Source organism: Gilliamella sp. Pas-s95, assembly GCF_009795795.1.
Classification (GTDB): Bacteria; Pseudomonadota; Gammaproteobacteria; order Enterobacterales; family Orbaceae; genus Gilliamella; species Gilliamella bombicola.
Window position 1 is genome coordinate 72,285 of the sequence record NZ_WTFC01000005.1, and the last position, 16,176, is coordinate 88,460.

The following is a 16,176-nucleotide window of genomic DNA, read 5'->3' on the forward strand; positions in this document are numbered from 1 at the left end:
CTACTTGAATCTTGTACTAAGTTTGGGGTATTTACAAGAAATATTGACCCACAGGTAGAAAAAAAAGCAAAACAGTCTGAAATTGATCATTCATTCATTTATTCTATTTAACTTCGGTGATTAATATTTTTGATATGACGAGTATTTTAGTGATCTTGCAGCGAATCAATAGTAAAGTAGCCGTTTAGGGCTACTTTGTTGTTATTTTCACTAATGTTTGTAGACGATTCATGTTATCAATCCTTTTTTGTTTTGTGTATTCTAATTTGTCACAAATGTATTCAATTTTTTGACAAAAAATATCAGCGCTGACTTTTGGCATATATAATTTATTATCATCCTCGGGATCTCGGCTACTTGAATGCCATTGTTGTTCATCATCAAGAGGATGTTCTGGTCTAAAGTTACGAATATTAAAAATTTTATGTTCAATCTGTGTTATCCAGGCAGCCCCAACTTCGACTAAAGCTCCCCACGAAACTTTTGTATTATCACTAGTAACAAATATGACGTATATTTTTTGAGTGGAATAACTATCAACAAAAAACTGTCTTAAGTAACCGTATATACCACTATTACCAACATCACCCTCTGGGATACGAGAAATTTCATCATCACAATTAGTATAAATGATATCTTCAGGCGGTACATTATTGAATAACAACATCTCATAAACTATATCAGCTAAATCTTTATCTGGATATGTTTGACTGATTAAGATTTTCTTCTTTTGTGAGTCAATTTTGCTTTTTATTCCCATATCAGGGCTGTTAGTATTTATTTGCTCTGCAATAATTGATTTTATATTTTCCTCTTTAGCTTTATCTAAACCTAAAGATAATGATATTTTTGATGTGGCATTATTGGTTGTATTTTCTCTAAAAGTATCAACTGACTTTTTGAAATCTATTTCTAAATTTTTTTGTTTTTTAATATCTAATAATTTTTTCTTCTCCTTTCCTAATGTGACAAAATAGTCGCGTATTTTTAAAACATCAGGTAACAAGGTATTTCTAACAAATGCTAAAACAGCTTGATATCGAGGGTCGTCAGATTTATAACCCTGCCTATTACTTAATGCCATATCAGGAAGTTCAGTTCGTTCAAAAATATCAACATGAAGTTGACCTACAACATATACTTCAGGTAGTTTATTTTGTCCAACAAAAGGTAATATATTGAATTCTCCCATTTTTTTGTTGGAATATAATGAAATAAAATTATCTGGAAAATCGGTCATTTCGACTTTTCTACCTCTAGTTGTCATATAGGTACCGATCCATCCTTTTATTTCAAGAGAATAATCATTTTTATCTCCCTGTTTATCAGCCATTCTTATAGGTATTATTTTTGTTGGCTGAATTTTTAATAATTCATTTATTTGAGCATCATATGGCGTTGTAAAAAATTCATTAAGATATTCAAATTCATCCCCTAAAATTATAAGGGTAGATAATTCTTTGATCATTTCTTTATCAAATTTATCAATTATAATTTCTTCATTATCTCTTATTATATGAATTTTAAAGTCATTACTAACCAACGGGAAAATTTTTAATAAATTTCTTTTGATTGCATTCAAAGTTGAATGTAATTTGTATTGTGGATGTGTCATTACAACAGCTGTACCGTTACCCGATATTTTACAAAATGTAATGTCATTTTCATCCAATGGTGTTAATAAATTTCCTTGATTTATATTTCTAGATAATATAAATCCAGATTTTTCACCATTAGAAATAGTTTTTATAAATACATTTTCTGAAACAGAAAGAGCCGCAAGTTTACCTACACCTTTTCTGCCCATTTTATTTCTGTTCAATTTTGTAACAGAATCTTCAGCCGTAAGTCTGGATGTTCCTGCGACATTCAAATATTTAGCGATATCACCTTTTTCATAAGACATCCCAGTTCCATCATCTTCAACAGCGATATAATCTTTATCGGCAATTATGTATACATTATGCGCATCTGCATCATATGCATTTGCAATTAATTCAGCTAATATATAATAAATATTTGTATATAAGCTAGGTCCTAGTAATTCAAGTATTTTTGGGTCAATGTTCAATTTATATTCTTTTTCCATTTAGTCCAAATCCTCAATTAGTTTAAAATTTTTTATATGCTCTTCAAAAGATTTTCCTATTACATAACCCAAATCAACAGGAACGGCATTGCCTATCATTAAACCTAATTTTTTGAAAGAAAAATCCTCTTCTTTTTCAATAAACTTATAATCCTTAGGAAAGGATTGAAGTATAGCAGCTTCTCGAAGTGTAATTGATCTGTGTTGTTCAGGATGACCATATCGACCAGTGCCAAAATGTGTACATTGAGTTGTTATTGTCGACGATGGTTTATCCCATTCCATTCGCCCATAGACACTGGTATAGGTACTTCCAGAATCTTTTTTATGACATTCTAAACGTAATGATTCTGGCCAATCTTTCCAAGTTCCACCTGGCCTAGATGCTTTCATCCTTTTTAAATTAATATCACTTAATGCGCGAGCAAAATGTAACATGTCATTAGGATCTTTCTCTCCAGCATTTATTTTTGGTAAATCATAAATTACGTCTTTTACTGTTTTTCGAGAAATTTTTAACTCTTCTGGTGTTAATAATCGTATATCACCTAATTTAGATGCCAACAAAACAAGTCTTCTACGTCTTTGCGGTAAACCATATTTCTCAGCATTTACAACTTCATAAAATACATGGTAGCCTTCAGAAACTAATAGTTTTAAAAAATCTTGAAATATATCTTCTTTACTTAATTGAGGGACGTTTTCCATTGTTACTAAATCTGGTTTTACTTCTGATACCAATCTAGAAAAATGATTTAACAAAGGCCATTTATCTGATTTTTTTCGATCTTTGGTGAGGCTATAACTAAGTGATGAAAATGGCTGACATGGAGCACAACCTGCTAACAATTTTATTGTACCGGCATTGTATTGTTCAATTATTAGTGATTCAGGAATTTTACTTATATCGTAATGAATAAATTTTGCATTATTAATATTCTGCTCAAATGGGTATTTACATGCCTCTTCAAAATCAATACCAGCATTCACAGTTATACCTGCTTTCATTAAGCCGTATGACAATCCCCCAGCCCCGCAAAACAAATCAACTGCTTCTATTTTCATAATACAGACCTTAAATACAATAATAAATCAATAGGTTAATTTTTTTGATTTTATACTCAAATTAACTCTCTATTATAATATATAAATATATAAATATCATAATTTCAAAAGAAATCAACTTTGTCAGTCCTCAAATAAACTCGCGGTAAATGGCTTTTTGAAAAATACCTTGGTGGTGGTCGGCGAGTACGTAAGACTTTTGCGACCAAAGGCAAGACGTTGGCTAATGAAAATTATTTAGAAGAACAAGCTAATGATAAGCCGTGGTTAGGTGAAAAGATTTATCTCCGGAGAATTTCTGATTTAATTAATACTTGGTTTAATTATTAAGCACTGATAATGGTGAAAAGGTAAAAAGTATTTTAACTTTTATTTGTGAATGTGTTAATAATTCATTGATTGATAATTTTACCGCTAAAACATTTACCAATTATCGTAAAAAAAAGAATGTCCAGCGAATTCTTCCGGACAGAAAAAAGAAAGCAATTTCATTAAATAAAGAGTTAATCTATTTTAGAGCTGTTTTTAATGAATTAAGGCGCCTTGGCGAATGGGATAAGCCAAACCTGTACATACCCCCAACTTAGTACACAACTAACGTAGAAAACCATGCTGCTTGTTTTAATGTTTTATACTCACTGGCATTTATGCTATTTAATTATTTCTTTGATTTTTAAACACCACTTCACCTGTATATCAATTTGCTATACAATGCATATTCATACTAAATTAAAAAACGGCAATTAAAATGAGAACTGAAACCAAAGAATCGCCTATTAATATTAGAGCTAAGGCATCCCAAAAAGAATTGATTGATATTGCGGCTCATTTACTATCTAAATCACGCACTGATTTTATTTTAGAAGCGGCCTGCTCAAAGGCTGAAGATGTATTGCTTGATCAGCGTCTTTTTTTAATCGACGATGAACAGATAAATGCCTTCAATCATGCAATAGAAGCCTCTTTTGATAGTAATGAAAAAATACAAGCTTTATTGTCTCGGAAGTCACCATGGGAAAAATAGAAGCGCCGCACTTATTGAATGAACATCATGATTTTACATCATTTGATTGTGAAGAGTTGTCTTTGAATGAATGGTTGAAGAAAAAATCCTTAAAAAATCAAAAGAGTGGTGCTTCGCGTACATTTGTGATTTGTGACAATAACAAAGTAATCGGTTTTTATTGTTTATCAACTGGTAGTATCCAACATCGACAACTAACATTGAGTAGATTTAAGCGCAATATGCCCAATCCTATTCCGGTTATTATCTTAGGCCGTTTAGCTATTGATAAAAATTACAAAGCAAAAGGATTAGGTGCGGCATTATTAAAAGATGCTATATTACGCTCGAAAGAAGTCTCTAAACAAGTTGGATCTAGAGCACTATTGGTACATAGCTTAACAGATGAAGCCAATGCGTTTTATATTAAATTTGGATTTGTTGATTCAGGAATTCAGGAAAGAACAATGCTAATCTCTTTATGGTAATAAAATTGAGCTTAATTATACATTTTAAAAGTAGCTCAATTTAGGGATACAAATACGGGTATATTTTTCATCTAAATTTTTTAAATCCAGTAACCACAAGGCTTAAACCCGTATCCGAGCCCCAATCACCAAATTCTAAGACCTGCATTTAACTGTTTTTTTATGCCTAAAGCCTTTTCAGATAAGCTTTTCTTCTTGTTTTACTCCTCAACTGTGTTCAACTGAAATTAAGCTAAATCCAGTAATAAGTTAATTTTACATCATTAATTTAATGATTATTTTATTTACAATAATTATAATACATTCTATAAAAATCAATTATTAAGAAACAAACTCTATAATAAATTTAGAACTATATAAATTGAACAAAATACAAAGAACATATTTATATGCTCTTTTTTAGTATTGCCTTTAATGTGAATTAAAAATGGCACTATTTTTGCATGTTATATCTGTTACACAGCACTTGACTTCCGTTATGCTCGTGTTAGAAATTATTTTAATCAAAAATGGAATGTTATTGTAGATTGCTAGGCAATATCGTAATTTTAATTATGGTGCATTTTTGCACCATATTAGTGCGATAGATAGCGAAAATATAAATTTAAATAAAAGTTAATTGATGTAAAAATCAAAATTGGCACATTTTACTCAATCTGTATTTAAAAAATATTATAAATATGATGATCTTAACTTTGGTTAAGTATTACAAAATAGGTTTACAGTTCAATAATTGGGGTGATTTTATGAGGAATCTAAGGAAATATAAACGTAAATTTTTGTTGGGCGCAGGGCTAATAACAATGCTTGCTAGTGCACAACTTCATGCTGCAGGAACATTAGTTTATTGTGCAGAGGCTTCACCTGAAACATTTAGTCCACAGTTAGTGACCAGCGGTATTTCAATGGATGCGAGTGCAGTTCCTGTTTTTAACCGTTTGGTGGAATTTAAATTAGGTACTACCGAAATTGAACCTGCTTTAGCGAAATCTTGGGATATCAGCCAAGATGGTTTAACTTATACTTTCCATTTACGCGATGATGTTAAGTGGCATAGCAATAAAGAGTTCAAACCAACCCGAAACTTAAATGCTGATGATGTTATTTTTACATTTATGCGACAAAAGGATAAGAATCATCCTTATCACAACGTTTCAGGTGGGCAATATGAATACTTTGAAAGTATGGGATTTCCAGATTTAATCAAAGAAATTAAAAAGATTGATGACTATACTGTCGTATTTGAATTAAACCATCCAGAAGCCCCTTTTTTAGCCGATTTAGCAATGTCATTTGCTTCTATTTTATCAGCCGAATATGCCGATGTGATGCTTAAAAATGGCACACCCGAAAAAGTTGATTTAGTCCCCGTTGGTACTGGTCCGTTTACTTTTGTTCAATACCAAAAAGATTCAAGAATTCTTTATAAAGCAAATCCCGATTATTTTGGCCCTAAAGCCCAGCTTGATCGTTTAGTGTTTTCAATTACACCAGATCCTGCAATTCGTTATGCCAAGTTACAAAAAGGAGAATGTCATGCAATGCCATATCCAAATGTAGCAGATATTGAGCGAATGAAATCAGACAATAATATTGTTGTTAAAGAAATGGCTGGGGTTAATATTGGCTATTTATCCTACAATATAGATAAGCCACCACTTGATAAGTTGCAAGTTCGTCAAGCATTAAATATGGCCGTGAACAAAGATGCGATTATAAAAGCTGTTTTTCAAGGCGCGGCTGAACCGGCTAAAAACTTTATTCCACCATCTATGTGGGGTTATAACGATGAAGTAAAAGATTATCCTTATGATCCAGCGCAAGCAAAAGAGTTATTAAAATCAGTAGGATTAGAAAACGGATTTACTCTCAACTTATGGGCAATGCCAGTACAACGTCCATATAACCCAAATGCACGCCGTATGGCTGAAATGATCCAAGCTGATTGGGCTAAAATTGGTGTAACAGCTAAAATTGTGAGTTATGAATGGGGAGAATATCTATCTCGTATTCGTAATGGTGAACATGATGCAGTGTTAATGGGATGGTCGGGGGATAATGGTGATCCTGATAACTTTTATTCTGTTTTGATGAGTTGTGATGCGGTTAAAGCAGGTTCAAACTATTCACACTGGTGCTATAAACCATTTGATGATTTATTACAGCAAGCTCGTGTTGAGTCAAATCACGAAAAAAGAGTGGAGCTATATAAACAAGCGCAAGTTGAGATGCGTGAGCAAGCACCTGCATTAATGATTGCACATTCAATGATTTATTTGCCGATGCGTAAAGAGGTTAAAGGCTACATTATGGCTCCTTTAGCATTACATAATTTTAACCAAGTTACGCTTGAAAAATAGTATTCCTTGCGATTAACCACCCAGGTGTGGTTAATCACTACGTTGGGTTTTGCTAAATTTAGAGCTATAAATCTATTTTATAAACGATAGTTTAGAAGCAATATTTAAGAGCCACTACATGTTTCAATTTATTTTAAAACGGTTAGGTGTACTTATTCCGACTTTTATTAGTATTACACTGCTGACTTTTATTTTTGTTCACCTTATTCCGGGTGATCCCGTTACGGTCCTTGCAGGAGAGCGAGGCTTAACCCCAGAGCGCCATGCTGAATTAATGACTCAACTGGGTTTAGATAAACCACTGTATCAACAATATTTTCAATATATTATAAACATGCTTCATGGCGATTTAGGCATCTCTTTTAAAAGCCAAATTCCGGTATGGGATGAATTTGTACCCCGCTTTAAAGCCACCTTTGAGCTTGGATTTTGCGCGATGTTGTTTGCAATTAGTTTTGGGATCCCAATCGGCGTACTTGCCGCTGTAAAACGCGGTTCAATATTTGATCACACAGCAATAGGACTATCTTTAACAGGTTACTCCATGCCAATTTTTTGGTGGGGAATGATGCTAATAATGTTAGTTTCTGTGCACTTAAATTTAACCCCAGTATCAGGCCGTGTGAGTGATATGCTTTTCTTAGATGAAAGTAATCCTTTAACCGGATTTATGTTAATAGATACTTTACTATGGGGCGAAACAGAAGATTTTATCGATGCCGTTACTCACTTAATTTTACCGTCCATTGTATTAGGTACCATTCCATTAGCGGTCATTGTCCGCATGACCCGTTCTTCTATGTTAGAAGTGTTGAGTGAAGATTATATCCGAACTGCACGAGCTAAAGGCGTTAGTCGAATGCGAATCATCCTTATTCATGCATTACGCAATGCGATGATTCCTGTGGTGACAGTCATCGGTTTACAAGTTGGTACAATGCTTGCTGGTGCAATATTGACCGAAACCGTCTTTTCATGGCCGGGAATTGGTCGTTGGTTAATTGAATCGCTGCAACGTCGAGATTATCCCGTAGTGCAAAGTGGCGTTTTAATTGTTGCGGTCATGATTATTTTGGTAAATTTATTAGTTGATGTGTTGTACGGCGTTATCAATCCGCGTATTAGACATAAATAAGAGTGTGTTTACAGATGAATAAACAGGTTATTACTGAATCAACCAATATGAGGGACACCAGTTTGGTTGAACCTAAACCATTAACGCCTATGCGTGAGTTCTGGTTTTATTTTTCAAAAAATAAAGGTGCTGTCGTTGGATTAGTCTTTATTATTATTGTTGTATTACTCGCTATTTTTGCTAATTTTGTTGCACCGCATTCTCCTTCTGAACAGTTTAGAGATGCCTTATTAGCGCCACCGGTTTGGATGAAAGATGGCAGTTGGCAATTTATTTTAGGGACTGATGATGTGGGGCGGGATATTTTATCTAGACTCATTTATGGGGCGCGTTTATCTTTATTAGTTGGTTGCTTAGTCGTTATTATCTCATTGATTTTAGGAATTTCAGTGGGATTGATTGCCGGTTATGTAGGGGGTTTTTTAGATAATATAATTATGCGTGCTGTCGATATCATGCTTGCTTTACCCAGCTTATTACTTGCACTTGTTTTAGTTGCGATATTTGGTCCATCTATTATTAATGCTTCAATGGCATTAGCTTTTGTTGCATTACCACATTATGTCCGTTTAACCCGTAGCGCAACGATTGCTGAAATTAATAAAGATTATGTCATTGCCTCACGAGTTGCTGGAGCAGGAGCCTTACGGCAAATGTTTATAAATATACTGCCAAACTGTTTGGCACCATTAATTGTGCAAGCTTCATTAGGATTTTCTAATGCGATTTTAGACATGGCTGCATTAGGTTTTTTAGGCATGGGTGCACAGCCGCCGACACCAGAATGGGGAACCATGCTTGCTGACGTATTGCAATTTGCACAATCTGCATGGTGGGTAGTTACCTTTCCTGGTTTAGTCATTTTAATGACCGTGTTAGCTTTCAACTTAATGGGAGACGGTTTGCGAGATGCGCTTGATCCTAAATTGAAGCAGTAATGGAGATACAGTTATGGCACTATTAGAAGTAAAAGAATTATCTGTTCAATTTGGTGGATTTAAAGCGGTAGATCACATTAGTTATGAGGTTGAACAAGGACAAGTTGTTGGCATTGTGGGTGAATCAGGTTCAGGAAAGTCAGTAAGTTCTCTCGCTATTATGGGGTTAATTGACTTTCCAGGTAAAGTCAATGCCAATGCATTACATTTTGATGGTAAAGACCTGCAACAGCTGTCAACTAAAATGCGTCGTAAAATTGTCGGTGCAGATGTGGCAATGATCTTTCAAGATCCGATGACAAGCTTAAACCCATGTTTTACCGTAGGTTATCAAATCATTGAAACCTTGAAAATTCACCAAGGTGGCAGTAAAAAAGCACTCAAAGCAAGAGCGATTGAATTGCTTAAATTAGTGGGTATTGCTGATGCGGAAAATCGATTAAACGTTTATCCGCATCAATTATCTGGTGGTATGAGCCAACGCGTCATGATCGCAATAGCAATTGCATGTAACCCTAAACTATTAATTGCTGATGAACCAACAACCGCACTGGATGTCACAATTCAAGGACAAATTATCGAATTATTGCTTGAGTTACAACGCAAAAATAATATGGCATTAGTTTTGATTACGCATGATTTAGCGTTAGTTTCTGAAGCAGCGCAAAAAATTATTGTCATGTATGCCGGACAAGTCGTTGAAATAGGTGATGCTGAAATTATCTTTAAAAAGCCATTACACCCTTACACGCAAGCATTATTACGCTCGCTGCCTGAATTTACGCAAGATAAAGAGCGGTTAGCATCGTTAGCGGGTGTTGTACCTGGGAAATATGATCGACCAATGGGCTGTTTACTCAATCCGCGTTGTCCTTATGCTACTGAACGTTGTTATACCCAAGAGCCAGCATTATTTAGCTATAGTGAAACTAGAAAAGTAAAATGTCATTATCCATTATCGAGCGAAGGGATACCACAATATGAACAATAATATGGAAAATAAACAATTACTGCTTGATGCCCGAAATTTAACAAAGTATTACCATGTTAAAACTGGTTTTTTTTCTGAAGCTAAACAAGTTAAAGCTGTTGATGGTGTATCTTTTACATTAGGTAAAGGTAAAACACTTGCAATTGTTGGTGAATCAGGCTGTGGTAAATCTTCATTGGCAAGATTATTGACCATGATCGAAAAACCCACATCGGGAGAACTTTATTTTAAAGATCAGAATCTGTTAGATGATGATCTGCAAGCTCAAAAATTGCGTCGCCAAAAGATCCAAATCGTTTTCCAAAATCCATACTCATCACTCAATCCACGCAAAAAAATCGGTTCCATATTAGAAGAACCTCTAATTATCAATACGGATTTAACCGCAAATGATCGTAAAGCAAAAGTGCTATCAATGATGCAAAAAGTTGGCTTGAAAGAAGAGTTTTATAATCGTTATCCCCACATGTTTTCAGGAGGGCAACGGCAACGTATTGCTATCGCAAGAGGTTTAATGCTTGATCCTGAAATAGTGGTTGCCGATGAACCTGTTTCGGCATTAGATGTTTCTGTGCGTGCACAAGTGCTAAATTTGATGATGGATCTACAGCAAGAACTTGGTTTATCTTATGTTTTTATTTCTCATGATCTTTCCGTTGTTGAGCATATTGCTGATGAAGTAATGGTGATGTATTTAGGCCGTTGCGTTGAACAAGGACGGAAAGATGAAATCTATCATAACCCTAAGCACCCGTATACGCAGGCACTATTATCAGCAACACCACGATTAAATCCAGATCTTAGGCGAGATAGAATTAAATTAGACGGCGAGTTACCAAGCCCTCTTAACCCTCCTTTGGGTTGTGCTTTTCATGCTCGATGCCGTTTGGCATTTCCACGTTGTACAATTGAACAACCGCAGCTGATTAATTATAACGAACATAACATTGCCTGTTTTTGTATAGAGGAAAAAAATAATAATAAATAATAAAGTTGATGGTTAATTCTGTCACTAAATTCTATAATAAACCTATTTATTGTATTTCTCTTGTTTGCAATAGGGATTGTCGATTGTCATGTATGAATGCTAAATCGGTTAAAAGGAAAAAATATTGTCTCAAACTTATTGGGTTAATAATGCCGAGAGCTAGATGAGTAAAACAAACTCAATCTTTAAAGCTTTTTATTGCGCAATTTATTCCAAACTCAATACCTAGTGATATTACAACATAAACAAAATACAATGCTAAAAATTTGGAATAGTAATTGATTATAAAAACAGCCCAAACTAACAAAGCTTGGGCTGTTTGCTTGATCACGCTTTAAACGTGATCCAAGGTTTAAGTTTTACCAAAGACTGAATTAAATCAGCATTTTCTTGCGATTCGATTACCGGTGTGATCGGTTTATAAGCCGCAGGGGATTCTTCACGTAGACGTTCCTCTTTTAAGGTAATACATTGCCATGGCAAATTAACCTTATCAATCACCACTTTTTTGCTACGCATTGATTGCCGTCTTTCAGCTCTACCCGCACCATGCGAGCAAGACCATAACCAATCTGAATTCCCTTTACCAACCGCCACATTGTACTAAGTTTGGGATATTTACAACTTCTGTAGAATAAAATTTGATATAATTTGAAATCATTATTTGATTAGTCATTCGCAATTTATTAAAGATTTTTTTAATTGATGCTACTTACTAGCATTTAAGGTTGATTTAATAAAATTAATGAACAGGGAAAATGCAAGAATAATGATTGTAGGTAAAAGTTGAAATTTCAATTAAATTAAAATTTCAACTTTTAGGAAGAAAGCTATAATTCAATTAGGTTTACTTCTTTAAAAAGAAGTCTCCTCTCAATAATTGTTATAACTACTTCAGTTTGCTTACTATTAAAGATAAAATCAGGATTAATAAAATAATCTTTTAATTTTGTCGTTTTAGTAATTATATCGTCCTTAAAACTTCAAAATTAAGGCATATTAGCCATTTTAGGTGATTTTAGTATTCTAACTAAATCAATTATCCACCAGATGAAAAGCCCTAAAAATATAAAAATACCGATAAAAAAAACAAAAGTCAAAAACGCTAATAGTGTTAATATAAGCATTAAAATACCTGTACCAACTTTACCTAAATACATTCTATAAACACCAAATGTACCGAAAAAAAACCACAATAAAAGAGCTACAACAACTGAACGGTTACTTCCTACAAAATCAGAATTGGTTTCCATAAAAACTCCTTACTTTAAATAATAAAAGATAATTCAAATAAATATAATATTTATAATAATTAAAAACTTATTGATTATTAAACAGATAATGTAAAAAAATAACTACATAACAATTTAATTTTCAATGATTGCTGTAACAGTTAATACACATGAAAAAAATATTGGATTTTAACGTGCTTAACCTCTACTTTACTGTTTTCCTACAACTTTTCTCTTTAGAAAAGAGTGCGACATTATATACAACCGATACTTTATTGTAAACTATCAATGCTTTGTTTTAATTTAGAAATTTAAATCATAACAATGAAAATACAGCAAGTTATATTAATCCCATGTAAATCTAAACAAGACTTATATAGTTAACACCTAAAAACCAATATGTTTTTATCCCGTCCAATTGAAGTGTTATGTACACATATCGGATTGAATTTTTTTACATAAAATGATCTTGTTACTAGTCAAAAGAAATTGGTTAAATTAGGCTATAAAATTATGCATTCTAATTCATTGTCAATCACAAATTTGGTATAAGATGTAATATCAATCATTTATTTTTTGCAATAATATAAAATAATTGAAATGATGATTTTAAAAGGAAAAAATAAAGGTGCCATACAGATTTTTATGCAGTTCACTGCTCATTTTCGGTTTCTCAACATATGCATTAGCGACCGAAACAAATAATACAATTGAAGCACAATTTAAAGCGGCTTTATTATGCAAGGTTGCTCCGATTGATGGTCGTGATGCAAAAGTGGTTAAACAACTTAACCAACAAAACATTACCGTAAAAAACTTAGAAGATGATGGGCTGATTAATTTAGAGTATCACTTTGCCAAACCTCTGGAAATAATGAATACGACTGTATCGCAAATTAAACACCAAGGCGATAGTGGTTCATACTTTTATGCGATTGCTAAAGGTGATATAGATACATTTGCCAAAGCAATGGGGGCAATCCCAATCCCAGCCGATTTAAAAGAAGAAATGTCTTGGGGTGATATAGGTCAATATTATCGATATACAGCCCCAATCACAAAAGAAAATCATTTTCCTAGTATCATTCTTATCGGTCGTGACAAAAATGCCAAATCAGATGAGTTTTATTTTGGCTGTGAAGCATTTGACGGCTAATTATGATTGATTGACGGATGAGGAAAAGATTACTCATCCGCTTTTAATTTGTTGTAAGCCTTTCCCCACGCTAACATGGCATCATGTACCTGTTTTAGACTTTGTCCAACCTCGGTTAACGTATATTCAACTCTTGGCGGAACCTCGGCATACACTTTGCGAGTTAATAACCCATTTTTTTCCATAGCACGCAGGTGCTGAGTTAAGACTTTTTGCGAGATGCCGGTCAGCGATTTTTTTAGTTCACCAAAGCGCTTGGTTCCCGTAAGCAGGTCTCGTACAATTAAGACTTTCCACTTATCGCCCATTAACATTAATGTTATTTCAACAGGACAAACGGGGTTTTCTTCATTTAATTTAATCATTAATGCTTAAAATTCAACAATAGTTTCAAAAAAGATACTATAGCACTATTTGGTACCTACTTTACAGTAGAAACGTTAAAGACTAATCTAAAACCATTCTTATATCATATTAATCATTAAACGCTTGAAAGGAGCAAAATATGAAAATTGCAGTCATTGGTGCGAGTGGTAAAACAGGGCAACTTTTAGTAAAAGAGGCGATTTCACGAGGGCATGATGTTACCGCAATAGTGCGTAAAGCAAGTCAACAGCTCGATCCCAAAGCAACCGTGATGATTAAAGATCTATTCGAATTAACCTATACTGATTTAAAACCCTTTGATGTGATTATCGATGCATTTGGTACTTGGGCACTGGAATCACTGCCGTTACATCAAACCAGTTTAAAGCATTTAACGGATATATTAAGCGGTAAAACAAATCGCCTATTAGTGGTTGGGGGAGCAGGCAGTTTATATGTTAATCCACAGCATTCACTACGTTTGGTTGATTCACCTGATTTTCCTGAGGCATTTAAACCATTAGCCACTAATATGGCCAAAGCACTTGATGCGCTTAGAACGTGCGATGATGTGCAATGGACTTATTTAAGCCCAGCCATTGAGTTTAACGCTGACGGGGAAAGAACTGGTCATTATATCTTGGGTGGTGAAGAGGTGTTATTTAACAGCCAAGGAAAAAGCCAAATCAGTTATGCCGATTATGCAATTGCCATGATTGATGAGGCAGAAAAAGCGAAGCATATTAAGCAACGTTTTACCGTTGCTAGTGAGTGATATTGCTAAAATTTATTAATAACAAAAAAAATGCTCTATCACAAAAAACATCAACAGAGCCAAGTTGTAGCCCCCAACTTGCGCGGGGGCGTTATTCTTTGTTAGATTGTCCTCTCAGGCACCATAACCGCCCCCGCGGCCCAAGGATTAAGGAATAAACGCTAAAAACTAAGGTGCGGTACAAACAGCATAATTGCTGTAGGAAGCACCGTCGCTGATGACATGGCCGTCGGTCGGGCCGACAAGGACCCCCTTGCTACCTGTTGCGTCGCTCGTCCAGTAGAGGCTGTAGGCGAAGCCCGCATCAGCGTAGTTGAAAATGCGGCCCCACTCCGTGAAAAATCCTGCACCTATGTTACGCTGGTAATTATTACCAGATGAATGAGGCAAGGCGCCAGAAATAGGATAACTACCAGTTCTGACTGCATTGGTTAAATCCTTAACCTGTGGCGCACGATAACCCAAACTACTACACCAAGATATTTGATTAGACTGTGTATCCCGTTTATCATACCGATGGACGAACCACTGCTTTAAGACAAACCCATACCTCACCTGATTACCTTGACCATCCCCACCGACCAACTCAAACTTCTGTGGCAAAGAGGGTACATCTAGAGGACTAGGATTATTTGAGTTTATTTGAGTATCACTAGCCCTAGGACCGCTTAATTTTACCCTTGTCCTATTTGACACCCAGTTGACTGTAGCTTCTATATCACCATTCGTGACAACAGACCATGTCAACTGACTTGCATTAACTCCTGTAGGCATCTCTAAGTCAAAATACAACCCATCAGCACCCGTTGTAGGAAAATTTTGGCCGTAAGAGGATGAATTTGTAGACTGAGTTAAAAAACCCTTATTAGGGTCCCATATGTTAGCTGGGCCGGCGTAATTGCCTGTGCCATGGTTGCGATTCGGCCTTGCGTGACTCGCAAAATAACAACCACCAGAAGAATCTGGCTTGATGTAATACGTCGCAGCACCTTCACTAAAAGTAGTACTATTCGGCAAACCATATCGTGTAGTTATACTTCCCCCTGCACTACTTAAAGTTACCTTATACGGGGCACTACATCTACTTAATGTCTCACCACGACTACGAACAGTTCTGCCATCTTTATCCTTTATTGATAACGATATAATACCTGATGCTGTTACTCCTCCATTAACCCCCCGGCCATCTCCATCATCATCTCCCCACTTCCCTTCGCTCATTAGACGACTTAAAGTGGTATATGTTGCCTCCAACGGTATCACCATATGAATATCATTAAATGTATAATTACCACTAGGTAACATTATCGGATTGGTAGAACTCGATGTGTTAGTTGAAGGCGTGATAGTTCTACCATTCGGCAACTCTATTGCAAAAAAGCTGTCTGTATCCGTTGCCTTTGTTCGACCTCCATCAAATGTTAAATATGGCGCACTTCCGTGAATAGTATTGGTTGTATTTGCCGTTAATGCCACAGAACCCTGTGAATACGACAACAACAATACCACGAAGAACAATGCCGATTTAGATAACAATGAAGGTTTAAACAATAACCTCGGTTTGAATAGTAACGACGGCCCTAATAACCA

At 34.9% G+C, this 16,176-nt stretch carries 14 protein-coding genes and 1 pseudogene; 9 read left to right on the plus strand and 6 right to left on the minus strand.

Annotation, left to right across the window (positions count from 1 at the left end):
- Positions 1–190 precede the first annotated feature (190 nt).
- Positions 191–2,089 (minus strand): ATP-binding protein, encoded by a 1,899-nt coding sequence (locus GQ598_RS02400; RefSeq protein ID WP_160402194.1) that lies wholly within the window; start codon positions 2,087–2,089, stop codon positions 191–193.
- Positions 2,090–3,154, minus strand: a complete 1,065-nt coding sequence (locus GQ598_RS02405; protein WP_160402195.1) for a DNA cytosine methyltransferase — start codon at positions 3,152–3,154, stop codon at positions 2,090–2,092. It lies immediately after the preceding gene.
- Between the two features lie 748 nt (positions 3,155–3,902).
- Between GQ598_RS02405 and GQ598_RS02410 the strand changes: the two genes are divergently transcribed.
- The 7 genes from GQ598_RS02410 to GQ598_RS02440 all read left to right on the plus strand — a co-directional run bounded on the left by GQ598_RS02410 (position 3,903) and on the right by GQ598_RS02440 (position 11,057).
- The gene (locus GQ598_RS02410) at positions 3,903–4,178 is read left to right on the plus strand and encodes a DUF1778 domain-containing protein (RefSeq protein WP_065561594.1); all 276 of its coding nucleotides are present in this window, start codon (positions 3,903–3,905) and stop codon (positions 4,176–4,178) included.
- The gene (locus tag GQ598_RS02415; RefSeq protein WP_370516519.1) at positions 4,175–4,645 is read left to right on the plus strand and encodes a GNAT family N-acetyltransferase; all 471 of its coding nucleotides are present in this window, start codon (positions 4,175–4,177) and stop codon (positions 4,643–4,645) included. Before GQ598_RS02410 ends, GQ598_RS02415 begins: the two co-directional genes overlap by 4 nt.
- A 746-nt stretch (positions 4,646–5,391) precedes the next feature.
- Positions 5,392–7,005 carry an ABC transporter substrate-binding protein gene (locus GQ598_RS02420; protein ID WP_160402197.1) on the plus strand — a complete coding sequence of 538 codons (1,614 nt, stop codon included), beginning with the start codon at positions 5,392–5,394 and terminating at the stop codon, positions 7,003–7,005.
- 118 nt (positions 7,006–7,123) lie between these two features.
- Positions 7,124–8,140, plus strand: a complete 1,017-nt coding sequence (gene dppB, locus GQ598_RS02425; RefSeq protein WP_160402198.1) for a dipeptide ABC transporter permease DppB — start codon at positions 7,124–7,126, stop codon at positions 8,138–8,140.
- 47 nt (positions 8,141–8,187) lie between these two features.
- Positions 8,188–9,078 (plus strand): dipeptide ABC transporter permease DppC, encoded by an 891-nt coding sequence (dppC, locus tag GQ598_RS02430; protein WP_160402210.1) that lies wholly within the window; start codon positions 8,188–8,190, stop codon positions 9,076–9,078.
- Positions 9,079–9,091: 13 nt separating this feature from the next.
- A complete protein-coding gene (gene dppD, locus GQ598_RS02435; protein ID WP_160402199.1) occupies positions 9,092–10,069 on the plus strand; it encodes a dipeptide ABC transporter ATP-binding protein in 978 nt (325 codons plus the stop codon).
- Complete coding sequence (locus tag GQ598_RS02440) at positions 10,059–11,057, plus strand: peptide ABC transporter ATP-binding protein (protein ID WP_160402200.1); 999 nt, start codon at positions 10,059–10,061, stop codon at positions 11,055–11,057. The genes dppD and GQ598_RS02440 overlap by 11 nt, the downstream gene beginning before the upstream one ends.
- Before the next feature lie 327 nt (positions 11,058–11,384).
- Here the strand turns inward: GQ598_RS02440 and GQ598_RS02445 are convergent.
- Both GQ598_RS02445 and GQ598_RS02450 read right to left on the minus strand, forming a co-directional pair.
- A pseudogene (locus GQ598_RS02445) lies at positions 11,385–11,654 on the minus strand (RtcB family protein); the annotation flags it as partial.
- 392 nt (positions 11,655–12,046) lie between these two features.
- Positions 12,047–12,310, minus strand: coding sequence for a TM2 domain-containing protein (locus GQ598_RS02450; RefSeq protein WP_160402202.1), 264 nt, complete (start codon positions 12,308–12,310; stop codon positions 12,047–12,049).
- 607 nt (positions 12,311–12,917) lie between these two features.
- Between GQ598_RS02450 and GQ598_RS02455 the strand changes: the two genes are divergently transcribed.
- Positions 12,918–13,445 carry a hypothetical protein gene (locus GQ598_RS02455; RefSeq protein ID WP_160402203.1) on the plus strand — a complete coding sequence of 176 codons (528 nt, stop codon included), beginning with the start codon at positions 12,918–12,920 and terminating at the stop codon, positions 13,443–13,445.
- A gap of 29 nt (positions 13,446–13,474) precedes the next feature.
- On the opposite strand, the gene GQ598_RS02460 is transcribed toward GQ598_RS02455, so the two are convergent.
- The gene (locus GQ598_RS02460; RefSeq protein WP_160402204.1) at positions 13,475–13,810 is read right to left on the minus strand and encodes a helix-turn-helix domain-containing protein; all 336 of its coding nucleotides are present in this window, start codon (positions 13,808–13,810) and stop codon (positions 13,475–13,477) included.
- Positions 13,811–13,950: 140 nt separating this feature from the next.
- Here GQ598_RS02460 and GQ598_RS02465 point away from each other — a divergent pair, with 140 nt between their 5' ends.
- Positions 13,951–14,586 (plus strand): NAD(P)-dependent oxidoreductase, encoded by a 636-nt coding sequence (locus GQ598_RS02465; protein WP_160402205.1) that lies wholly within the window; start codon positions 13,951–13,953, stop codon positions 14,584–14,586.
- 168 nt (positions 14,587–14,754) lie between these two features.
- Here GQ598_RS02465 and GQ598_RS02470 read toward each other — a convergent pair.
- Positions 14,755–16,176: hypothetical protein (locus GQ598_RS02470; protein ID WP_160402206.1), on the minus strand; the 1,422-nt coding region annotated here is incomplete at its 5' end.